Source organism: Streptomyces sp. NPDC007088, from assembly GCF_042869355.1.
GTDB lineage: Bacteria > Actinomycetota > Actinomycetes > Streptomycetales > Streptomycetaceae > Streptomyces.
Genome location: NZ_JBIAFO010000021.1, coordinates 24,219 through 45,770, shown reverse-complemented (window position 1 = coordinate 45,770; position 21,552 = coordinate 24,219). Strand labels below are relative to the sequence as shown.

The window sequence follows — 21,552 nt, the reverse complement described above, 5'->3', positions numbered from 1 at the left end:
CGGCCGTGCCCGGTGACTGGGCGAAGTGAGTGGTGTCAGTCCCGCCTCGGAGGCGGAGCGCGCCTCGCTCTCTACGAGTGGCGCTCCATCGTCCGGCACGTCGGGGGACATCTCATCGCGCGCAAGCGCCGCGAACGCCGCACGCCTGGCACAGGCCGCCCCGGGACCGACGACTCCGGCTAACCGTCACCTGCTTGACCGGTGACGGTTAGCCGTGTCAGTCTTTTCCCGTCACCCCGAGGCGGCAGAGGGCTTCGGGTGAGAACGGCATGTCGTCACCCGTCGCCGGGCGAAAACCGGGGGAACCCAAGTCGCGGGCGTGCGGCGGGAGTCGCACCAGAGCCCTACCCGCGTCGACCGGCCGAGCCGTCCGCCCTGTCGCGGTGCCCAGTCCTGTGTCTCCGGGCAGACACGCAACTTCTCGGAAGAGGAAAGTCATGAAACGACTTCTGACCGTTCTCGCGGCCGGTGTGCCGCTGGCGGCGGCGGTGTACCTGCCGACCGCCTCGGCGGCCGGCGAGGGCTCCGCCGCCGCACCCCTCAACTGCTCGGCCGTCTCCGTGAAGGCCCCGCCCGGCACCAAGGTGGAGTCCGTGACGGCGACCCGCCAGGCCGGAGGGACCGTGAACGGGACCGGAGTCCTGGGGGGCCAGGTCCTCGACGTCCCGGCCTACTGCGAGGTGACGGTCACCCTCACCCACCCGGGCGCCGGTGACCACGCCAAGGTGCGCACCTGGCTGCCGGAAACACACTGGAACGGCCGCTTCCAGGCGTTCGGCGGCGCGGCCTTCGCCGCCGGGGACAACAACCCCGGGCTGGCCACGGCGGTCAAGGAGGGGTATGCCGCGGCGACCACCGACGCGGGCGTCGGTGACGCCATCGACAGCGACTGGGCGCTGAACAGCAAGGGCGAGGTCAACACCGGGCTGCTGAAGAACTTCGCCGAGCGCTCCCAGCACGAGACGGCGATCGTCGGCAAGGCACTGGTCGACGCGGTCTACGGCAGGGCCGCCACCTACTCCTACTTCAACGGATGCTCGACCGGCGGACGGCAGGGGTACATGGAGGCCCAACGCCACCCCGACGACTACGACGGCATCCTCGCCAACGCGCCAGCCATCAACTGGGACGAGTTCGAGGTCGCGACGCTGTGGCCGCAGGTCGTGATGAACGAGGAGAAAACCCGCCCCACCGACTGCGAGTTCAACCTCTTCACCGAGGCCGCGATCCAGGCCTGCGACCCGCTCGACGGCGCCAGGGACGGCCTGGTCTCGGACGCCGCGCGCTGCGACTACGACCCGCGCCGGCTGATCGGTACGAAGGTCCTGTGCGAGGGCGAGGAGGAGACCGTCACGGCGGCCGACGCGGCCGTGGTACGCAAGATCTGGGACGGCCCGCGCGGCGGCTCGGGGGAGAAGCTCTGGTACGGCGTGCCGGTCGGCGCCGATCTTCCCCACGGCCTCGCCGGTCCCAGGCCCTTCAGCGTCCCGGACGACTGGACCGCGAAGTGGGTGGAGAAGCAGCCCGGCCTCGACACCGCCAAGCTGACCTACCGTCAGTTCGCCCAGGCGTTCAAGAAGTCCCAGGCCGAGTACGACGAGATCATCGGCACGGACGACCCGGACCTGTCGGCCTTCCGCGAGTCGGGCGGCAAGCTCCTCACCTACCACGGCCAGTCCGACCAGTTCATCCCCACCCAGGGCACCGTGGACTACCGCGAGCGCGTCGAGCGCACGATGGGCGGACCGCGGAGGGTCGACGACTTCTACCGTCTCTACCTCGCCCCCGGCACCAGCCACTGCGGACTCAAGGGCCAGAGCGGTGACCTGACGGCCCTGACCAAGTGGGTCGAGCAGGGCAAGGCACCCGCCACCCTCACCGCCGACCTCACCGACTCCACCGGCCGGACGCTCACCCGAGACCTGTGCCGCTACCCCCTGGTGTCCCGCTACAGCGGCCACGGCGACCCCACCGCGGCCGACAGCTTCCGCTGCGTCACCGCTCACCGGCGCTGACCAGCCCACAAACTCCCACCACACCTCCCTCCCCCCGGAAAGGCCGGTTCCTGATGACCGCGCGCACCCTGACGACCGGGACGCCCACCGCGAACGGTGAACGCTCCCCCCTGCTGAGGCTGTACCTGAGCCGCGGCGTCCTGGCCGTGGTCTGGGCCGCGGTCTTCGCCGGAGCCCATGACCGCCTCGACGGCCCGGCGATCACCCTGCTCGTCCTCTACCCGTTGATCGACGCGGTGTCCTCACTGATCGACCACCGCGCCCTGCCGTACGGCCCCGAACGCCGGGTCACGGCGTTCAACGCGGTGCTGAGCGCCCTCGCCGCCCTCGCCGTCGGCATCGCGGGCGCCGGCTCCTTCGCCACGGTGCTCGGCGTGTTCGGGGCCTGGGCCGCGCTGTCCGGAGCGGCCCAGACGGTGGTCGGCCTGCGGCGGCGCGGCCCCGAGCTGGGCACGCAGTGGCCGATGCTGATCGCGGGCGGCCTGTCCTTCGTCGTCGGCATCTTCTACGGCGTCCAGGCCGCGGGCGACGCCCCGACCCTCGACGTCCTGTCCGTGTACGCCACCGGCGGGGGCGTCTTCTTCCTCGCCCAGGCCGCCCTGCTCGCCCAGAAGGCCCGTCAGCCGCGGGTCCGTACCGCCTGACCGCCTTTCGGCCCGTCCTGACCCGCACCCTTCGGGGCGCGGGTCGCGACGCGTCCGGGCCGCCCTTCAGGTCACCCTTCTTCGCAGGAGCGAGAGTTGCTCGACGGCGGGGGAGGAGCCGTCCAGGACCTCCGCCAGGTCCGGGCCGCGACCGGCAAGGCTGTCCAGCGTCGCGCCCACCGCACCCGTCAGCTCCTCCGACCCGTCGCCCGGAGTCCCCAGCACGCGCAGGACGCCGTCGACCGCCGTCAGGACGTAGGCACCGTCGGCGCCGCCCTCCAGCCGAAGGCGGGTGTGCACGTAGTCCTCCCGTCGGCTCGCCGGGGCGGCGGCGCACAGCAGTCCGTACATCGTGGCCAGTCGCGTCTCGTGGACCGGGCACTCCACCAGCTGGCCTCGGGGCAGCACGACATCCCGTTCGTGCATCCACGCGTCCCAGAACGTGTGGGCCGAGGCCACCGACCAGTCGAGGGTTCGCCCGAGCGGCCCTACCGCCGCCTCCCCGGGATCCGCCCCCGCCTTGGCCCGCAGCAGGCGCTCCTCCTCCCGCACCAGCCGGGTCAACTCCCGCATGGTGTCCGACGGGCTCTCTCCGGACGAAGCCTCCAGCCACCGCTTCGGCGTCACCACCGGATCGAACTCCCGCGTGAGAGGGAAACCGGGTGGAGGGCCACCGAGCTGGAACACGTGCAGCGAGGCCACGTCGCGGACATGCCGCACCACGTCGTGGACGTTCCACTCCGCACACCGGGTGGCCGAGCCCCACGCCGCGCCGACGAGACCCCGCGCGAAACCCAGGAAACGGGCGCGCTGGCTGACGAACGCGTCGACGACGGCGAACGGCCCTCCGCTGTAACCCCTCAGCTCGTCGAGAACCCTGCCGGGTACCGCACCGGACGCCATAGGGAATCCTCCACACCTCCGAGGGGCGCGACGACCGCGCCGTCCTCCCGCACATCCTCGCCCCCGCAGGCACCTACGGGGAGACCTGCGAACGGGCGAACCGCGAACAGAAGGCGCGCCGCCGGAAACCCGCGGGCGGACGACGCGTGAACGGATGACTCGCGGGCGGAGGGCTTCGCGAGACGCAGCGAGCCCGACCTGACGACGTCCCACGGACACGTGCTGTTCGCCCACCACAGCAGGGCCTATCCGGCCCTACTGGCCGCGAGGCGACGCCAGTTGGACCGCGCGCGCGAGTCGCAGGCCCCTCTGCTCCTGGCACGCCCGCGCGGCGTGGGCCTCCTGACCCAGAACGCCGACGCCGTCACCACACGGCGGCTGCGCTCAGCGAAGGGGACACGAGACCGCGTACCCGTACGCGACCAGCATCACGTCACCCCAGGCCCTTAACCCCTGGAACGGGCCGGTGTCCGGTGATGCCGGGACGCGTGTGACGCGGGCGTCACAGTCCGGGGCCGCGCCAGACGTTGTCGAACGCCTTCCGCTCGATGTCCCTGCGCTGCCGCTCCGCCTCCAGCTCCAGTGTGGCGTCACCGACACCGGCCAGAATGGACGCCACCGTGTCATCGGTGACTGAGGGTGCTTCCTGGACCCGATCACCGGGGACACCCACGGTCGTCGCGAGGGTCACCAGCACCGGGTCCGCTGAGGACCACGACCGCGCCGCCTCGCTGCGGACAGCCGAATTCTCCAGCACCAGATCACCGGCCTGGAAGGGATGTCCGCGGCGCCGCCGCCTGGTCAGCAGCCCCGCTGCCTCGAAGTCGGCCGTGTAGGCATCAGCAAGCCCCTCCCCCCGGCGCCACAGCCAGTCACCGACCGACTCGTACGGCTCCTCCCGGCGTAGCGACGCGAAGGCCCGCTCCAGCATCCCGTCGGCCGGCGCCGAAGGGCGAGCGGGCACGACGCGGTCCTCACGTACCTCCACCGCGCCGGCCCGGAACAGGTCGATCAGTTCGGCTCCGGCCAGCGCGAGTGACAGCTCACCGGACCGGACGGGGTGGTCGTCGGCCGCGTCCATGCTGATCACGAGAAGGTGCCGCGGTGTGGTCATGAGGGCTGCACGTCCAAATGTCGGGGCCGGCACCGAGGGGACCGGCTGTCAGGAGCGGGGACGAGACTGAACGAGTCACATGGCCATCAGCGTACGTGGCCCGGCCGGAGAACGACCCGCAACGGAACACGCGAGGGCGTGGCCAGACACGCCCGTCAAACAAGTCCCCCATGCCACCACCGCACCGCCACGATCACCGCCATTCGAGGCCGCCTCGGGCATGCGCGTGAGCGAGCTGATGGAACTCCGCCGGGGCTGCCGCCGACCGCCCGAGGAACTGGTCCCGCGCCTGGTCCGATACCGAATCGCCAGCAAAGTCGTCAAAGGCCAGCCGCTGGGAGGGGCCGCGGACCAGTAAGTCGTGATCGAGCCGGTCCATCGGGCGATCGCCCTGGCCGAACTCCTCCACGCGACACCGGCGGACGGCGCCCCGCTGTTCGGGCGGTTCGCCTTCGGCGTCCGCTGCAAGTGGTTCCGGAAGCGGGTCAACTCCGACGCCGCGGGCAGGCTCGGACTCGCCTGCCTCCCGGCAGGACCAGCGAACCTCCGGATGCTGCGAAGAGCACTCGCGCGGGAGATGGCCTACCGGCCCGGCGGCGTCCTGGCCACCAAGACCCATCTCGAGCACATCAGCGTCGCCACCACTCCATCTAGGCCCGGCCAACTACTGCTGGTTCACCGACCCGCACCCGGCCCTCTGCCTGAAGCCGGCCGGGACCCCGACGGCTGACCGGCCACCGATGGGGATGTGTGACTCGGCCTGCTGCGCACAGGCCACCCACCCCCCTGCCACCGGCCTGTCCGGGCTGAACACGCCGAGCGGACCCAGTTCTTCCTCGGCCGGCTCGGCACCACTCGCAAGGCCGAACGCACCCGGCTGCGAACCGACTTCGACCGGGCAGCCCGCGTGGTCGCGGAGATCGATGCGGCCTCCGGCGCGAACAATGGCGAGAAGTCAGCATGAGGATCTCGGCAGCCCAGCGGGCCGAGAACGAGAACCGCATCAGGTCCGCGTTGACCGGCTCCCGCGCGGAGAGGTCCCGCCCGGCGGGAAGTGCGACGTCAAGACCCTCGGCCAAGAGGCAGGAGTCGACCGCATCGCGTTCTATGGAAACCGCGCCTGCGGCCATCTTCGCGCCGAGTTCGAACGGCGCCTGCAAGCCCTACAGCGGGCCGGCGAGACACCCGACCCACGAGAGGCACAGATAGCCCGCCTCAAGGGCCGAGAACGTCAAACTCAAGGAGCGACTCGCGAAGGCCGAGCAGTCGAACAGCGAGCTCGCCGACTTTCGCCACCAGGCCCTTGCTCGGCTCCCCGCCCAGCACGAGGAAACCACCCGACTTCACGATGCCGCTGCGGGCCAGAGCCGGGTGAGTCGGCTTCCTGCACCCCGGACCACAGTCTTCGGGACCTGCAGTTGGGGCCGACCACGGCAGTCGGACTGGTCCTCACCGGCGGGAACGCGCACGACGCAGTGGCGGTTCTCCATGAACACTGTCCCTCTGGGGGAAGGAGGAGGTCGCGGCACTCGCCAGAAAGGGCTCGCGGCGCATCAGCGTCGACGGCGGCACCTACAGATGGACGGTCCGCGGACGGGCGACTTACGCTCGCGGCCTGGCCTGGCGGCCGCTCGCCTACGCGGTCGAACGAGGAGACGCCGGGCGCCACGTTGGTGGTTACCACGGATCAGCCAGACCCGAGCAACTGGTTTGGTTTGCCTGCTCGCGCCGTCCTTCCCGCCCGCTGCGGTGGCTGCTGCAATCCGGACGGCCCGAGCCGGTGGCTGGACACCCGAGAAGCCCGGCTCGCCCTTCTGCCTCGACCAGTCAGAAGGGTTCACTCCTGCCAGCTGAGCGGCAACGGAGCGAACGGCACCACAGTGGCAGGGGCGTAATGCAACACTCGCTGATCTCAGTGCCCGCGTACGCGGCGTCGGCGACCGACCAGTTCAATGACCCACACGCACCCGAGCGCACACGGCCTCTGTGGACACAAGGCACTCCTTCGCCCAGCGCCACGCGGAAGCCGGTGTCGCCTTCGACGACCTCCTGGTCGAGCTGTGGACCACGACAGCTACGAGACCATCAGGTCGTACCACCGGGTCACGCAAGTACGCCTGCGCGAGGCGGTCGAGCGCGTCAGGAAGATGCAGTTCGACCGCCAGGGCAAACGCATCTGGGGCACGGTCACCACCGTCCTCGACGCCGGACGCACCCGCCGGGCCGTCGGCGCGGTCGTCGTCCCCATCGGCACCTGCTCCTCACCCGCCAACGTCGCCGCCGGCGGCGGGGCCTGCCCACTGCGCTTCGGACGCATTCCGCGAGTCCCACCTTGAACTCACTTTCATGACTCAGGGACCTCGCGCGAATCACCGTGCGGAACGGGGCCGGGAAACTGGGCTGGGCCGAGGAGACGACCGCGAGCGTGGTTGAGTGGCTGCCGGTCTTTCGACGCGGCCCTCGGGCACGTCGAGCGCTGGGCCCGCGAGGGCGTGCTCGTCCCTGCGCAGCCGCGGGTCGCGCTCGATGCCTCCGAGGATCTGGCCAGAGACGAGTACGGCAACGCGCGTGGTGGCATCCGGGTCCCCGAACTTGACGTGCCTACTGGCACCCATGTGGGCCCGTACCCCGCGAGCCGCCTCACCGGCCACACCGAGCCCTCCCCGCCCGAGCGGCCGCGCGCCCTCCATCCCGACCATGCGGACCGCGTGGCCCGGGTGAGCCGGGCGGCCCTGGGCCGCGCTCGCCGTTGAGATGCTGCTCCCTGAGCACGTGGAACGGTACGAGGCCCAGGCGCGCGCCGCGGACGTACCCCCTGCGTGCTGAACCGCGCGCCGCCTCGGGACCGAGCCGCCCAGGCCCTCGGCCGGAGCCCTGATCCCCGGCACGCGAGCCCAGCGCCCCGGCCCCCCGCCGGTGGCCGCCCCCGCCCCGGCCCGACCGCTCACCGCCCCGCACGACCTGAGAGGTTCCCATGAACGCAGTCACGCCGCCCCGCGCGAGTAGGCCGGTCGAGACGACAGGTGGCACGGTGCGGGGACGGCACGCGCGGCGCGTCGTGGAATTCCTTGGCATCCCGTACGGGGAACCGGCGGGCAGCGCACACCGGTTCCCTCCGCCGCGCCCCCGCGCTCCGCGACCGGGCGTCCTCGATGCGCATGCGCACGGTCCCGCCGCACCGCAGCTCACCCGGTGCCCGCAGCCGTGGAGCGAGGACTGCCTCGTCCTCAACGTGTGGACGCCCGCGCTCGACGCGCCGCGCCGCCCCGTAGCCGTCTACACCAACCGCCGCCAAGCTGGGCGGTCACGCCCCGTACTGGCAGTCCTCACGACAAGGCGGGCAGCCCGCTCACTACCGCCGAGGGCGGGAAGGCAACGGGGACGGTCGACTGTGGCTACGACGCAACCGGGAACACCGCGGACCACGACGCCCAGCTGTTGGAGAGGGACGCGGAGGGCCCCGCCAAGGTGGTGGAGCCGGTCGCCGCTCTCCTCCGCCCTCGGCGCCGACTCCCGGCGAGACACCGAGTGCGAAGAGAGTCGCAGCGAGCTTCGCGAGGACGCCGAAGCACGACACACCTTGGAGAGCCTCGCGGCGGGCGGCGGCCCCGAAACCCCTCCCCACCTCGTCCGCGCACCGTCTCCCCGAATGGGGGCCGGCCTGTGAGCCCCCGGACCACGAAGCAGGCGCCCGACGCAGAAGCGGGAACCAGCAAGATCGCCTCTCGGCGGACGACCTGGATCGTACAGATGCTGGAGCGCACGGCCCCTCCTGCTGACGGAAGGTGGCCGGGGCGGAAGACACCATGACGCCGCCGGGTGCGGGTCCCCGGTGGCGCCACGGTATCTCGCGGAGGGGGTCAGCGCACCGCCTCGTTGCGGCGGGCGGACCAGATCGCGAGGGCGGCCAGCAGGGCGCAGGCGCCGCCGAGCCATAGGACACCCCGCAGGGTGACGGTGTCGACGATGACGCCGCCGGCGAGCGCGCCCAGGCCGATGGAGAGGTTGAAGACCGCGACCCACAGCGAGGAAGCAGCCTCCACGGCCTGGGGGGCGGCCTTGATCATCCAGGTCTGGAGCGCGACGGAGACACCGCCGTAGGCGAGACCCCAGAGGATGAGCAGTATCGCGCCGCCGACGCGCGTCTGGCCGAGGAGGAGGAAGAGCGGCATCGCCAGCGCGAGGGAGACCGCGATCACCAGCGCGCTTCGGTGCACACGGCGCGAGAGGGCGGAACCCGCGACGAAGTTGCCGATCATGCCCGCGACACCGAAACCGAACAGCAGCGGACCGACGTAGCGTTCGTCGATGCCGGAGAGCTTCTGGAGGGCGGGACTCACGAAGGTGTAGGCGGCGAAGTGCCCGAAGACGATGAGGATCGTAGCGAGGATGCCGATGCGCACGCCCGGGTTGCGGAACTGCTCTGCGAACAGCTTGGGACGGATGGCCTGCGAGGCGGCGAGCGCCGGAAGGACGACGATCAGGGTCACCAGGGCGACCAGGGCCAGGCCGCTGAGCGAGGCGAAGGCGACGCGCCAGCCGGTGAAGTCACCCAGGAGCGTACCGAGCGGCACGCCGAACACGTTGGCCGCGCCCACACCGCCGAAGATGATCGCGGTCGCCTTGGGGACGTCCGCCGGGGTCACGAGCCGGACGGCGAGTCCGCTGGCGATCGCCCAGAAGCCGCCGATCGCGATACCGACCAGGACGCGTGAGCCAACGAGCAGGGCGAAGTTCGGCGCCACGGACGTGGCGAGGTTGGCGAGCGTCATCAGCGCCATGAGGCCGAGCAACAGCAGCCGGCGGTCGAGGCCGCCGACGAGCATGGGGACCAGGGGGGCGGCGAAGGCCGCGACCAGGCTCGGCACCGTCACCATCAGGCCCGCGGTGCCCTCGGAGACCGACAGCGCCGAACCGACGGAGGTCAGCAGGCCGATAGGGAGTTGCTCGGCGGTCACGAGCAGGAAGGTTCCCAGGGCCACGGCACTCACCGCCGCCCAGCGGCTGACTTCCGGGGTTCGCGGTTCCTTGGTCTCGCTCGCGAACTCTTCTGTGCTCGTCACCGGGGGCCTCCCTCTCATTGGGGAGCGATCGCTCCCAAACGAGAACGTAGTATGGGAGCGATCGCTTCACAAGTGCGAGAGGGTGAGGACATGGCACGCCCCCGGCAGTTCGACGAGCAGGACGCGGTCGCTTCGGCTTCCCGGCTGTTCTGGCGGCGCGGTTACCACGCCACCTCGGTCCGCGACCTCGGCGACGAGCTGCACCTGACACCCAGCAGCCTGTACCGGACGTTCACGGATAAGCACACCCTGTATCTCCGCGCGCTCGACCACTACCGCCGCACCGAGTCGACGCAGGCCGAGCAGTGGCTGCGGGTGGAGGAGCGGCCCGTCCGCGACGTTTTGCGGGAGTGGATGACGCGCCTGCTCGACTGCCCGGCGGGGGGTGAGGCCGGGATGGGCTGTTTCGTGGTCAACGCGGCGACCGAACTGGGCACCGGCGACGCGCAGGTGCACGCCAGCACCGAGGCGGCGTTCGAGGTCACGCGGACGGCGCTGCGCGCCGTACTGGACGAGGGGCGGGAGCGCGGCGAACTGGCGGCGGGAATCGACCTGGACGCCGCGACGGAACTGCTGTTCACGACCGTGCTCGGCCTGCGGGTGCGAGAGCGCGCGGGCCACGAGCCCGCCCGGCTGACGGCCGCCATCGACGCGGCGATCGGCACGCTCGGGCCCGTCCCCACCTCGTGAGGGACCGAGAGGCCGGCCGTGCCCCGAGGCCGGGGGCGGTACCCCGGGGCACGACCCGTTCACGGGCGCGGTCAGGCCGGAGTGCCGAACCACGCCTCGGCCACCGCAGTCAGTGTGGGCACACGCTCCGCGCCCCCCGGGGCGCTCCACAGCACGTACCCGTCGGGACGGATGAGGAGTGCCGGAGCGGGCAGGGGGGGCGGGGCCGTTCGCGTGCACCTCCACGACACGGACGCGGTCGGTCCAGCCCTTGAGCACTTCACGACTGCATCGCCCACCGGCCCCTGCTCCGCTACTCCCGCCGTCACACGTTCACGAAACCCGGCCGGGAAGCGCCGGCGGCGGACTGGATGACCTACACCGCCGACTTCCCCATGCCGCACCGGTGGTGGATCGCTTCCCCCGAAGGGCCGCCGCCGCGGGAGTCCAGCCGCTACGAGCGCGCTCAGGTCGCCACCCTCGCCGTGCAGAACGCGATCCGCGACGCCCGCATCCGAACCGACACCGCCACCGAGGCGACGACGACCTCGGCCTCGGCCGTCTCCGCACCCGCCGATCACCGCGACCTTGAGGGCGAGACCGCGTCCGCTCCCCACGCCGTCGACCACCTGGGCCCCGACACCGCCCTGACCCCGGAGCAGCGGGCCGAGATGCCCGAGGAGTATTTGGAGGGCCACACGACCGACCCGGCGACATGGCTGAGCACACCCAAGAACCTGGACCGGCTCGCCGCCTACACCCGCGCCGCCGACACCCGCCGCCGCGTCATGGGGGGCCGGAAGGCCCCGGCCGCCGACCCGGCCAGTCCGGTTGACCAGCACTGCCAGGAGCACGAGCAGCGGCGCCAGCAGCCGGGCCCCGGCCAAGGGGCAGGGCCTCCGGTCGTGAGGCGCCGTGCGGGCCGCCGACGGGACGGACGACGAAGTCATCGCGCGCGTCGCGCTGGAGCCGGAGTACTCCGGACGGCACTCAGATCTCGGTTGAACACGGGCGTTCTGCGGGGAAATGCACTGCAACTTTACGCAAGTATTCGCTGCGCACGGGAAACTTGCGCAAGTATGCGCAAGTAACTGGATGGTGACCCTGCGTGGCGGTCATGCTTCCAAGGGTCGGTGAACCCGAGCTTTTAGGGAGAAAAACCATGGCCATTCGGCTGGTGTGCAAGGACCCGGCGAGTCCGAACAACAACAGTCCCACCCTCTACTACGACGAGGAGAAAGGCACCTTCCTGCTCCAGTCCTGGATCGTCCAGGACTCCAGCCGCCTGGACTCCCTCTCGGTACCGGACCACGAGACCGTGGTCGAGTTCCCCAGGCGGCTCTTCGCGCTGTTCCCGAGCGCGGGCGAGGTCCTGGCGATGGAGCGCGACACCGGGAATTAGGGCGCGGTTGCGGACAAGCAGGGCGATCCGGGTGGCCGGGGGCTGGGGCGACACCTTCGCGCACGCCACACTGAAGGGCATGTCTGCCTCCTCCGATTTCGACGCCGCACGGATCGCCCTGGGCAACCGCTTACGCACTCTGCGACGGCAAAAGGGCATCACAGCGCGGGCGTTGGCAGCCACCTGCGGCTGGCACGAATCCAAGATCAGCAGGATCGAGAACGGCAAAGCACTGCCTTCCAACCAGGACATCACCAAGTGGGGGGAGGCGTGCGGTGCCTCCGCCGAAGTCGACGAACTCGTGGCGATGGCGCAGAACATCGAGCTGCTGTACGTCGAGTGGCGCCACCTGGAGCGCAGCGGCCTGCGCCGCGCCCATGACCAGGCGCGCCCGCTGTGGAGCGCGACCCAGCGCTTCAAAAGCTACAGCCAGTGCCTGCTCCCGGGCATCCTGCAGACCGAGGCGTACACGCGAGCCGTCCTCGAAGGGATCCGTCGTCGCCGGTCAGTGCCGGACGACCTGGAAGAGACCATGTGGGCGCGCATGGAGCGGCAGAAGATCCTTAAAGACGGCAGCCGGCGCTTCTCCCTCGTCCTGGAGGAGGCCGCCCTGCACTACCAGCTCGGCGACCGTGCGCTCATGATCGAGCAGCTCAGCAGGATCATCACCGTTTCCGCGTACTCCAACGTCAGTATCGGCATCATCCCCCGTTCGGTCCCCCGCACGGAGATGTGGCCGGTCGAGGACTTCTGGCTCTTCGACGACCGCGAGGCCAGCGTCGAGACCGTGTCCGCCCTCCTGACCCTGAAACAGCGCAGCGAAGTCGCCCTCTACCAGGACGCCTTCACGCGCTTGCACAAACTGGCACGGCACGGCAGCGACGCCTTCCCCCTCATCATGGGGGCCTTCCCGAGCGAGTAGCCGCAGGCGGAGGGCCCCGGGGCCAGGCAGCGTTGCCAAGGCCGTCGCCCTTTCGCTGGAGGCACTGTGTCACCCCTGGTTCGCCGCGCGGACCCCTCACCGAAAACCCCGACACTGCGTGGACGGGAGACCCCCTACCCGAAGTCGCTGCGCCGCGCGGCCCTCGCAGCGGCCACCGCATGCTGCCTGGTCCTCGTCGTTCTCTCAAGCACGGGAGATCAACGGGAAGAGCAGCTGGGCGGCGTACACGAGCAGTTCCTCCAGCGCCTCCAGCGGGAGCCCCTTCCCGGCGAACGCGTCCGGCGTAGCGGTGTCGCGCGCGTTGATACGCAGCGGAGAATCCGGCTTGACGGGTCACCGAGCAGTGGCAACGAGATCATCCTGACGTGCCCGGGCACGGGAAACCTGAACATCGTCATACGTCCCCCTCAGCCGATTGGCGCTCCAGCCCGGCGCTGCTCGAAATCGGCTCTCATCCGGATCCGGACCGACCAGGCCCTGAACATCGAAGTGAGTCCGTCTGCCGCGAATGGGGATGTGCAGTGGGTGATCGCCTTCTCTTCGTCATGCGCCATGTGCGCACATAGATGAGGCTGGCATGCGACCGGGCTGACAGGGGGGCGCATCGCGTAGACGCTGCCTGCCTACAAGCACCGCGACCCCTGCCCGGCTGCTCCGTCCTTCGCGTTCGCAGGCAGGAACGGGAACCCCGGAAGAACCCGGTCGTCGCGGACCGGACGAGACGATCAGCCAGCCAACCGGTGGCTCGTGGACGCCAGGGGCACAGCGGACGCGCTTGATGCGGTGGCCGGCGCGGAAGGGGCATCTGGAGCGGAGGTCGATGACGAAGGCGTTGACGGCCTGGAGGAAGGCACGGCGTTGGGCGAGGGTGAGGCGGTGGTGGTCGAGGAGGCGTGGTCGACGCTGGCCGCGGCGCCGGACACCAGCGCGGGAGAGGCCCGCTCCCGTCTCCACCGGTACGTGCGCGGCTCCTGAACCGGTCCCCGGCCGCCCTGCTCCAGCGACTGGCGTGCGTCGTCAACATCGTCGGCTTGGACGCCCGGAGGTGGCTAAGGCGCTGACGGCCGCGTGCGGGACTACCGGGGCGAGCGCCGTGGGCCGGACATGTTTGCTCCTGAACGTCGGCCCGGTCCGCTCGGCTTGGCTCGGCTCGTCAAGACCTCGCACGACTTCCGGCCGTTTTTCCAAGAGGCTGCGCCGACGTGCCCGGGTACGCCGCACACTGTCTAAGTATCCGTCCCTGCTCGAAAGGACGTTCGCGTGCGTCGGTTCACCGTTGCTGTTGTCGGTCTCGCCGTTGCGGCCACTCTTGGTTTGGCCGGGGTTGCCTCGGCGGCTCCGGCTTCCTCTCCCGTCACCCCGGCTCGGTGCGTGCTGGGTGGTGGCAGCATCCTCATTACCGCCGGTGCTGTCCCTGTCTGTAACGGCGGCACCTACGATGGCAGGTCTCTCACCTTCAGCTGACCCTCGTCCCGTATACCTCGACGCTTTCCCTCGCCGGAGACGGGGCAGGCGCTGGATCCCGCAGCGTGCCGTCCACATTCGAGTCCGCCCGGATTACCAGTCTTTCTCCGTACGCGCGCTCGCCGGCGTGGGGTTCCTGCGCGTCACGCCCGCCCTCCGGCCCTTTTCTGCGAACCGGACGCCCACCACTCGCGCCGCCGGCTTGCCCCCGGTCGTGCGCGCCGCGCGCCCGACGCGCACGCAGGCCGCGTTCACCGTGTCACTGCCCCCGATCTGCGGGCCTGCGCCCGTTACCGGGCCTCAAAGGCTGACGCTCCGCTGCTGAGGTCCGCGCCCGCTGCCCGCCGTGCCGGTCACCGCCCGCTCCTCATGGGGCGCCGGAGCCGGGACCCCGGTCCGCTGCTGCCCAGGCCTGTGTCTGAGCGCCGTTCGCGGCTCCGCCCGCGCTGTGCCGTCACGTCCTCTGGGCCCCCGGCCGCGCCCGTCTGTCACTGCTCCCCGCATCCCCGCCGAGCCCTCCCTGAAGGGATGGGAGGGCGGGTGCGGGCGGCGGCAGAGAGGGCCGGGGCGGCATCGGGCTCCCCGCGCGTCGGCGGGGCCGCCGCACCGCCGGGCGGGAATCCCTAGCCGTTCTCGGCGTGGTGAGCATTCGACCCCCTATCAAGAAGTAGGGACTGCGGTGAGCTAACAAATCAGCTCGATCGCACCACAACTCGGATAGGGGTCGTCACGGCCTGGTGGGCTTGCGAGTCTCCGTCGGGCGGCTGCTCGTGCTTCGGATCGGCATTCCTTATGCGCTGTGCGCATAAAGCTGTTGCCGTTCCAGGGCTAGTGAGGGGTTGCGGGGCTAGTCCTACGAGGCAGCCCTCACCCTCGCATCGCTCCTGATGTGGGCGTGACATTTGAAGACAGCTCCTAGTAGGGCTTTGTTACGTCTCTAGGCAGGTGGTCGTTCGGTGGTTTCCTGCTGGTATGAGGGTGGATGAACTTGCTGCGTGTCGGGTTCGGTTGGAGGAGTTCGCCGGGGAGGTGTTCGCGCCTCTAGCGCGTGCTGATTAGCGAGTGAAGGGCGGGCTGTACCTGCGAGGCCTGCTGCTGGACGGGCGTCGGAAGTCGATGCAGCCGATGGCTGGACGGCTCGGCGTGGACCATCAGCAGTTGCAGCAGTTCATGACCTCGTCGACCTGGCCGGTGGACATCGTCCGCGCCAGGCTGGCCCGCCGGGCAGTGGCGGTGGTGCGGCCGCAGGTGTGGGTGGTGGACGACACCGGGTTCCCGAAGGAGGGGACGTCCTCGCCCGGGGTGGCCAGGCAGTACTCCGGCACCCTGGGCAAGGTCGGGAACTGCCAGATCGGGGTCAGTGTCCACGCGGCGTCCGACGCCGCGTCGTGTCCGCTGTCCTGGCAGCTGGGACGGGAGCGAGGCTGCCGGTCGTCGGGCCCGGTGCCGGGTCCCCAAGAGTGAGCATCACCGGCCGAAGTGGCAGCTTGCGCTGGACATGCTCGACGAACTGGCCACGGTTGGGCTGCGGCCGGCGGTGCTGGTCGTGGACGCCGGCTACGGGGCGAACGCCGAGTTCCGCCATGGCCTGGAGGACCGCGGCTTGGCCTACGCGCTGCAGGTCAAGGGCGAGATGACAGCTCACGCCGAGACAGCCGAGCCCTACGGGCCGCCCTACGGCGGGCTGGGGCCCAGGCCGCTGCCCCGTTACCGCACCCGCCCGATCAGTCTGCGCGAGCACGTCCTGGCCGCTGGACGCGACAAGGCAGTCGCGGTCACCTGGCGCAAGGGCTCGAAAGCAGCGATGTCCGCCCGCTTCGTGTTCATGCGCGTCCGTATCGCCGGCCGCCGCCCCCAACCCGCACCGGACGGTGTCATCGCACTGCGGTGGCTGATCGCCCAGTGGCCGGAAGGGGAGAACGAGCCGGTCAAGTACTGGATCTCCAACCTGCCGGCCGACATCCCGGCCCGGGATCTTGTCCGGCTCGCGAAGCTACGGTGGCGCATCGAGCACGACTACCGCGAGCTGAAGTCGACGCTCGGCCCCGACCATTTCGAGGGGCGCTCGTTCACCGGCTGGCACCGCCACGTCACCCTCGTGACCGCCGCCCACCTCTTCCTGACCGAGCAGCGGTACTGCCCAAAAGTCCCTGCCAGGGCCTGACCCTCTACCAGGCCCTGGCACTCCTCCAACACCTGTTAGCCACCTGGACCGGCACCTGCCCCACCTGTCGGCAACCCACCCCATGGCAGCCCTACGACACCACCTAACAAAGCCCTACTAGGACACGCTCGGCTTCGGCTGACTCGAAGGCAGCGGGCCCGGACAGGGTCACCCCGTTCGGGCCTGCTGCTCGTTCCCGGTTGCTCACCGGCTGAGGCGGATGTGCGGTCCCCACGCGACCTCGAGGTTGCCCAGGAAGACGGTCTCCAGTTCCTATTCCCACTGACCGTGCAGGAGGAACGGCACGCTCTCCATCCGCTCCACGATGACCAGGGTCCCGGGCTCTCCGATCAGCGTGTGACGGCCGTGCGAGGCGGGCGTGCTGCCCGGCCCGTGCGTGCGCAGCATCTCTTCCAGGCGGGCGCGGTGCTGTTCCACGAACGCCTCCAGGCGCTCGGCGTACCCCTCGCGTTCCTCGGGGTGCAGCGTGCTCAGGGCGACGTCCAGGAAGTCACTGCCGTCCGGCCAGTGCCACTCGCCCGGCGCCGCTACGGCCCACGGGAAGCGTTCCGCTGCCGCCGGGACGTCCCTCGCGTCCAGCGCCCGGAACCGCGACCGGGTTCGGCTCCTCCACGGGACTCTCCTGCGCGGCGGGGAGGCGGGCCGCTGCAGGTGGGCGGCTGGCAGGGCGCTGGATGCGGCGGTGATTGGCAGCTGCGTGCCCAGCGCTTCCAGCTGGGCGAGGAGGAGGCAGGCCAGGGTACGGCCGTGGTCGCTGCTGCCGTCGTCTTGATCGCCGGGGTAGGCGAAGTGCCAGGGGTGTACGACGGTGCGGTGGAAGAAGTCGGCGAGCACCTCGGACAGGTCGCGGGTGTCGGGTCCGGGCTCGTACGCGCTGGCCGCCCGGTTCGCGGGTGTGTGTCAGCCGGTTTTGTCGGTGGCGGGCCGTTCGCGCAGGACGTGTGTGATGTGGAGGCGGCTGGGGCGGGTGCGGCGGCGGACAGCAGTGGCAAGGAGGAGGCCGGTAATGACGGCGCTGGCGGTCCAGATGGTCATGAAGATGATGACGGTGTGAAGGCTGGGCATGGGTGATCCCTGGTCCGGGAGGGGTGGGTGGGATGCTGGGCCTCGTTTACCCAAGCCGATCACACTATTCCTGTGGCACATGTCACAAGCCTTGGTGAAAGCTTCACATTCGAGCGAAAGCGCTTGCTGAATCCGCGTAATCTCAGGCGTCAAGCGCTCGCATGCCTTCGTTTTCCCTGTGGCAACTATCTGAATCCATGGGATTACGGTGTGACATCGTTATCACAGTGCGTGTTTTCCGTGAGGAAGGTGCGCTTCCGGTGAAGGTGGGGGGTGACGATGCGTGGGCGTGCCGGTGCGGTGCGCTCATTCTCGTGGGGGTTGCATGTATCGCTCTGGCGTACACAGACGCTCGGTGCAGATCGGTTTGTCGGTCGCGGTGGTGTCCGCGATCACGGCGTGGGGGATGACGCCGGCGATGGCGGCGGCGCCGGAGGGCCCGTCGCAGTTGGTGGCGTTGACGGACAGTGTGACGCCGTATGTGACGGCGAAGGTGAGCGCGCCTTCGGGCAGCGGGAAGGTGACGGCGAGGTTCTACGCCGGCACCTACGCGGCCAACGGTGCCAATGATCTGGCCGACGGCAAGGAGGTGACGGTCGATTCGGGTGAGGTGGCGCGCCTGAAGCTGCCGGACATGCGGATCGGGACGCAGTTCCAGTGGCAGGTCAAGGCCTGTGTGGACGACGCGTGTTCGGACCTGTCGCCGTTGCAGTTGACGCGGGTGAGCCCGATGGCGGGTGCGGGGGAGCGCCCGGGTGCGACGCGGCTGAAGTTCGCCACCGGCGACTCGACGGCCGCTCAGGTGGATGTCGGCTCGGGCAACCTGCTGCTGAACGCGAGCGGCCTGAGTCTGCCGGGGATCAGTGGTGACGTCGGGCTGGGCGCGGCGTACAACAGTGCGGCGCTCGGCACGGACGCCACCTCTGCGACGGCCCCCCTGGGCTACGGCTGGCGCCTGACGCCCTATGACATCGCGCTGAAGATCCGCGGGGAGGGCTCGGTCACCTACTACGGGCAGGGCGGTGTCACCGGCCTGTTCGTGAAGAGCGGGTCGGGGTTCACGACGCCGGGTGGCTTCAAGGCGGACCTGAAGAAGAACGACGACGGCACCTACACCCTCACCGACCACGGCTCGCAGTCGAAGCAGACCTTCAACAGCTCCGGCAGGCTTACGAAGATCACCGACCGCAACGGCAACGCGACCACTCTGGCCTACAACGGGGACCTGCCCTCGACGATCGTCTCCACCAGGGGCACCCAGGCCCAGAAGACGGCCGTCTACGCCTCCGCGGGCGGCCGTGTCACCACGCTGTCCCAGACGGGCTCGGACGGCAAGAAGCGCACCGTCACCTACACCGTCGACGGCGCCGGCGACCTCGCCTCCGTCAAGGACACCCTGGGCCGGACCACCAGCTTCACCTACAGCGGGCACCAGCTGGTCTCGGTGACCAACCCGGGCGGCGGGGTGACGCGCTTCGAGTTCGGCGCGATCGGCGCCACGAAGATCACCCAGGAGAACAAGGCGGCCGGCTCGCCCGGTGACTCGGTCACCCGCCTGTCCTACGCGGACCCGGCCAAAACGGTGGTGGCCTCCCCGGACACGGATCAGTCCAAGGCGGTCACCGCGGTCCCGCACATCACCTACGAGCTGACGGACAACCACTCCGCCCGGGTGGCAAAGGCGACGGACGCGGAGGGCCGGGAGCGCTCCAAGACCTATACGGCGAACTTCGACACCGCCTCCTCCACGGACGGTTCCGGTGCGAGTGCGGGCACGACGTCCAACAGCTTCGGTGCGAACGACGGTGAGTCGCTGACGAAGTCGGAGAGCGCGGACGGCTCCACCTTCGCCGCCGCCTACGGCAACACATCGGCGAGCTCGAAGTACTCGCCCTCGGAGTCGACGGACGGGCAGTCGAACAAGTCGACCTACTCCTACAACGGCGCCGGGAACATGGCTTCGTCCTCGAACGCGGAGGCGGCGGAGGCGAAGGTCGACTACAACGACGACGGCACCGTCAAGACGTCCACCGACCCGGGAAACAGCACCGACACCTCGTACTCGTACAACAGTGACAAGCAGTTGACGGGGGTGAACCCGGCGGGTGGTTCGCTCAAGGCCCAGTCCTACACCTACGACACCTTCGGGCGTCTGGCGACGGCGAAGGACGGCCGCGGCATCACCACGACCACGACGTACGACGACGCCGACCGCGTCCTGAAGGTCGACTACTCCGACGCCACCCCCGACGTCTCCTACACCTACGACGCCTTCGGCCGCACCAAGACCCGCACGGACGCCTCGGGCACGACGACGTACGGCTACGACGACCTGGGCGCCATGACCTCCCGCACCGCCACCTCCGGCGGCGGGACGCTGTCGTACACCTACGACAAGAACGGCAACCGCCTCACCACCACGGACGCCCGCGGCACCACGCAGTACAAGTACGACCAGGCCGACAAGCTCACCCAGGTGATCACGGACGCGCCCTCGACGAAGACGAAGATCGGCTTCACCTACGACGACCGCGGCCGGCGCACCGACACCTACTACGGCACCAACGACGCCAAGAGCATCTTCAAGGCCCGCGTGCACCAGGACTACGACAAGTCCGGCCGCATCAGCCGCGTCTGGGCCGACCAGGGCCCCGCCACCGACACCACCCGGCAGTTCGACGCCACCTACTGCCGCTCGGCCGGTTCCACCACCTCCTGCTCCACGGCGAAAGCCGACAACCGGACCCTGATTCAGTGGAGTAAGGACAACCTTTCGGGCAAGACCACGAAGTACACGTACGACAAAGCGAACCGGCTGACGAAGGTCGCGACGGACGGGGGTGGCAAGACGTACACCTACGGCTACGACGCCCGCGGTAACCGCAAAACCTCCTCCGACGGCACGACCGACCAAGCGCTGGCCTACGACGCGGCCAACCAGATCACCACCTCGGGCTACACCTACGACGCCAAGGGAGGCCTGACCAAGACCCCCAAGCTCTCGGCGCTCACCTACGACGCGGCCGGCCGCATGGCCACCGCGAAGACGGACACCGGCACCGGCACCTACACCTACGCCGGTGAGGACGCCACCGAACTCACCCATCAGACCACCGACAAGGGCGAGAGCGTCGACTACGTGTACGGCGCCCCGGACCAGTACGGGATGCCGGTGATCGAGCAGGTCGGGCTGAAGGAAGGCACCGCCTTCATCGACCACGACCCCACCACCGGCCAGCCCCTGTCCCTGCGCACCACGAACGGGTACGAGGCGTACTACATCGTGGACGGCATCGGGAACCCGGTGCAGTTCATCAACCAGTCCACCGTCCAGTCCGCGGTCTTCGACTACGACCCCTACGGCGCCGTCCAGATCGACAAGCCCACCGGCACCGCCGCCGTCCAGAACCCCTACCGCTTCGTCGGCGGCACCTACGACCGCACCACCGGCTACGTCAAATACGGCCAGCGCTGGTACGACCCTTCGACCGGCCGCTTCACCACCCAGGACCAGTTGAGTTTCCTCGCCAATCCCGTTCGAGGAAACCGCTACGCCTACGCCGGCGACGACCCCATCAACAACATCGACCCCTCCGGCCGGGCGAGTGGACTGAGCGGCTTCGTGGACAAGGTCAGTAAGGTCAAGGACTATGTCGATATTGGAAAGGATGCCTATAATGGCGACTGGAAAGGTGTCGGCTCGACAGTAGCTGGAATGGTCGGTGGGGCGATGACGGGAAGCACCTGTGGCGCAATAGCTGTCGGGTTCGGAGTCGCCACCGGAGGAGCCGGACTGGTTACTGGAGCCGCCTGCCTGGTTGCAAGCGAAGTCGGAAGTTACGCCGCAAGCGACTTTGTCGACCGGCAGTTCTGAAAAGGGTTAATCAATGATCGGTCCGCTTATTGCGGCTCTCGCTGGCGTCGTCTGCATCCTGATCGGCATTTATGCCGCTCGAGGGCAACGGAAGATGTTGTCGCGGCAGGCTAGCGAATCCGGGGCGAAGGTGATGGCGGCAGTAACCCGTACCATATGGCTATGGATCGGGATAGTCCTCATCTTGGCGGCATTGATAGGATTCATCGGC

The 21,552-nt window shown here is 69.6% G+C and carries 17 protein-coding genes and 1 pseudogene; 12 read left to right on the top strand and 6 right to left on the bottom strand.

Annotated elements, in window-relative coordinates:
* Positions 1–437: 437 nt before the first annotated feature.
* Positions 438–2,015 carry a tannase/feruloyl esterase family alpha/beta hydrolase gene (locus ACFYMP_RS26700; RefSeq protein WP_388862257.1) on the top strand — a complete coding sequence of 526 codons (1,578 nt, stop codon included), beginning with the start codon at positions 438–440 and terminating at the stop codon, positions 2,013–2,015.
* A 53-nt stretch (positions 2,016–2,068) separates the two neighbouring features.
* Positions 2,069–2,659, top strand: a complete 591-nt coding sequence (locus ACFYMP_RS26695) for a DUF308 domain-containing protein (RefSeq protein WP_388862255.1) — start codon at positions 2,069–2,071, stop codon at positions 2,657–2,659.
* A gap of 66 nt (positions 2,660–2,725) precedes the next feature.
* Here ACFYMP_RS26695 and ACFYMP_RS26690 read toward each other — a convergent pair whose 3' ends face one another.
* Complete coding sequence (locus ACFYMP_RS26690) at positions 2,726–3,562, bottom strand: maleylpyruvate isomerase N-terminal domain-containing protein (RefSeq protein ID WP_388862254.1); 837 nt, start codon at positions 3,560–3,562, stop codon at positions 2,726–2,728.
* 502 nt (positions 3,563–4,064) lie between these two features.
* The gene (locus ACFYMP_RS26685; RefSeq protein ID WP_388862252.1) at positions 4,065–4,676 is read right to left on the bottom strand and encodes a GPP34 family phosphoprotein; all 612 of its coding nucleotides are present in this window, start codon (positions 4,674–4,676) and stop codon (positions 4,065–4,067) included.
* A gap of 361 nt (positions 4,677–5,037) precedes the next feature.
* On the opposite strand from ACFYMP_RS26685, the gene ACFYMP_RS26680 reads away from it, so the two are divergent.
* The 4 genes from ACFYMP_RS26680 (at position 5,038) to ACFYMP_RS26665 (ending at position 8,343) form a co-directional block, all read left to right on the top strand.
* Positions 5,038–5,406: a hypothetical protein gene (locus ACFYMP_RS26680; protein ID WP_388862250.1), complete on the top strand. Its 369-nt coding sequence runs from the start codon at positions 5,038–5,040 to the stop codon at positions 5,404–5,406.
* A gap of 1,330 nt (positions 5,407–6,736) precedes the next feature.
* Entirely contained in the window at positions 6,737–7,012 is a 276-nt protein-coding gene (locus tag ACFYMP_RS26675; protein ID WP_388862248.1) for a hypothetical protein, read from the top strand.
* 93 nt (positions 7,013–7,105) lie between these two features.
* On the top strand, positions 7,106–7,429 hold the full coding sequence (locus ACFYMP_RS26670) for an alpha/beta hydrolase domain-containing protein (protein WP_388862246.1): 324 nt from the start codon (positions 7,106–7,108) through the stop codon (positions 7,427–7,429).
* A gap of 221 nt (positions 7,430–7,650) precedes the next feature.
* On the top strand, positions 7,651–8,343 hold the full coding sequence (locus ACFYMP_RS26665) for a carboxylesterase family protein (protein ID WP_388862244.1): 693 nt from the start codon (positions 7,651–7,653) through the stop codon (positions 8,341–8,343).
* Between the two features lie 193 nt (positions 8,344–8,536).
* Here ACFYMP_RS26665 and ACFYMP_RS26660 read toward each other — a convergent pair whose 3' ends face one another.
* On the bottom strand, positions 8,537–9,739 hold the full coding sequence (locus ACFYMP_RS26660) for an MFS transporter (RefSeq protein WP_388862242.1): 1,203 nt from the start codon (positions 9,737–9,739) through the stop codon (positions 8,537–8,539).
* 90 nt (positions 9,740–9,829) lie between these two features.
* Here ACFYMP_RS26660 and ACFYMP_RS26655 point away from each other — a divergent pair, with 90 nt between their 5' ends.
* Positions 9,830–10,429 carry a TetR/AcrR family transcriptional regulator gene (locus ACFYMP_RS26655; protein ID WP_388862240.1) on the top strand — a complete coding sequence of 200 codons (600 nt, stop codon included), beginning with the start codon at positions 9,830–9,832 and terminating at the stop codon, positions 10,427–10,429.
* A 71-nt stretch (positions 10,430–10,500) separates the two neighbouring features.
* On the opposite strand, the gene ACFYMP_RS26650 is transcribed toward ACFYMP_RS26655, so the two are convergent.
* Entirely contained in the window at positions 10,501–10,584 is an 84-nt protein-coding gene (locus ACFYMP_RS26650) for a hypothetical protein (RefSeq protein ID WP_388862314.1), read from the bottom strand.
* Between the two features lie 195 nt (positions 10,585–10,779).
* Between ACFYMP_RS26650 and ACFYMP_RS26645 the strand changes: the two genes are divergently transcribed.
* The 4 genes and pseudogenes from ACFYMP_RS26645 (at position 10,780) to ACFYMP_RS26630 (ending at position 16,381) form a co-directional block, all read left to right on the top strand.
* Positions 10,780–11,499: a hypothetical protein gene (locus ACFYMP_RS26645; RefSeq protein WP_388862238.1), complete on the top strand. Its 720-nt coding sequence runs from the start codon at positions 10,780–10,782 to the stop codon at positions 11,497–11,499.
* Positions 11,500–11,570: 71 nt separating this feature from the next.
* Positions 11,571–11,810, top strand: a complete 240-nt coding sequence (locus ACFYMP_RS26640; RefSeq protein ID WP_388862236.1) for a hypothetical protein — start codon at positions 11,571–11,573, stop codon at positions 11,808–11,810.
* Between the two features lie 79 nt (positions 11,811–11,889).
* Positions 11,890–12,732: a helix-turn-helix domain-containing protein gene (locus ACFYMP_RS26635; protein ID WP_388862234.1), complete on the top strand. Its 843-nt coding sequence runs from the start codon at positions 11,890–11,892 to the stop codon at positions 12,730–12,732.
* A 2,547-nt stretch (positions 12,733–15,279) separates the two neighbouring features.
* Positions 15,280–16,381, top strand: a pseudogene (locus ACFYMP_RS26630) (IS701 family transposase).
* A gap of 273 nt (positions 16,382–16,654) precedes the next feature.
* Here ACFYMP_RS26630 and ACFYMP_RS26625 read toward each other — a convergent pair.
* Complete coding sequence (locus ACFYMP_RS26625) at positions 16,655–17,236, bottom strand: hypothetical protein (RefSeq protein WP_388862232.1); 582 nt, start codon at positions 17,234–17,236, stop codon at positions 16,655–16,657.
* A 66-nt stretch (positions 17,237–17,302) separates the two neighbouring features.
* Positions 17,303–17,467 carry a hypothetical protein gene (locus tag ACFYMP_RS26620; RefSeq protein WP_388862230.1) on the bottom strand — a complete coding sequence of 55 codons (165 nt, stop codon included), beginning with the start codon at positions 17,465–17,467 and terminating at the stop codon, positions 17,303–17,305.
* A gap of 355 nt (positions 17,468–17,822) precedes the next feature.
* Here ACFYMP_RS26620 and ACFYMP_RS26615 point away from each other — a divergent pair, with 355 nt between their 5' ends.
* Entirely contained in the window at positions 17,823–21,341 is a 3,519-nt protein-coding gene (locus ACFYMP_RS26615) for an RHS repeat-associated core domain-containing protein (RefSeq protein WP_388862228.1), read from the top strand.
* The last annotated feature ends 211 nt before the right edge of the window (positions 21,342–21,552 follow it).

Excerpts from the sequence above, each read along its gene's own strand:
- ACFYMP_RS26685 (WP_388862252.1), bottom strand. The coding sequence starts at position 4,676 with ATGACCACACCGCGGCACCTTCTCGTGATCAGCATGGACGCGGCCGAC.
- ACFYMP_RS26620 (WP_388862230.1), bottom strand. The coding sequence starts at position 17,467 with ATGCCCAGCCTTCACACCGTCATCATCTTCATGACCATCTGGACCGCC.
- ACFYMP_RS26635 (WP_388862234.1), top strand. The coding sequence starts at position 11,890 with ATGTCTGCCTCCTCCGATTTCGACGCCGCACGGATCGCCCTGGGCAAC.
- ACFYMP_RS26665 (WP_388862244.1), top strand. The coding sequence starts at position 7,651 with ATGAACGCAGTCACGCCGCCCCGCGCGAGTAGGCCGGTCGAGACGACA.
- ACFYMP_RS26655 (WP_388862240.1), top strand. The coding sequence starts at position 9,830 with ATGGCACGCCCCCGGCAGTTCGACGAGCAGGACGCGGTCGCTTCGGCT.
- ACFYMP_RS26700 (WP_388862257.1), top strand. The coding sequence starts at position 438 with ATGAAACGACTTCTGACCGTTCTCGCGGCCGGTGTGCCGCTGGCGGCG.
- ACFYMP_RS26645 (WP_388862238.1), top strand. The coding sequence starts at position 10,780 with ATGACCTACACCGCCGACTTCCCCATGCCGCACCGGTGGTGGATCGCT.
- ACFYMP_RS26690 (WP_388862254.1), bottom strand. The coding sequence starts at position 3,562 with ATGGCGTCCGGTGCGGTACCCGGCAGGGTTCTCGACGAGCTGAGGGGT.
- ACFYMP_RS26695 (WP_388862255.1), top strand. The coding sequence starts at position 2,069 with ATGACCGCGCGCACCCTGACGACCGGGACGCCCACCGCGAACGGTGAA.
- ACFYMP_RS26640 (WP_388862236.1), top strand. The coding sequence starts at position 11,571 with ATGGCCATTCGGCTGGTGTGCAAGGACCCGGCGAGTCCGAACAACAAC.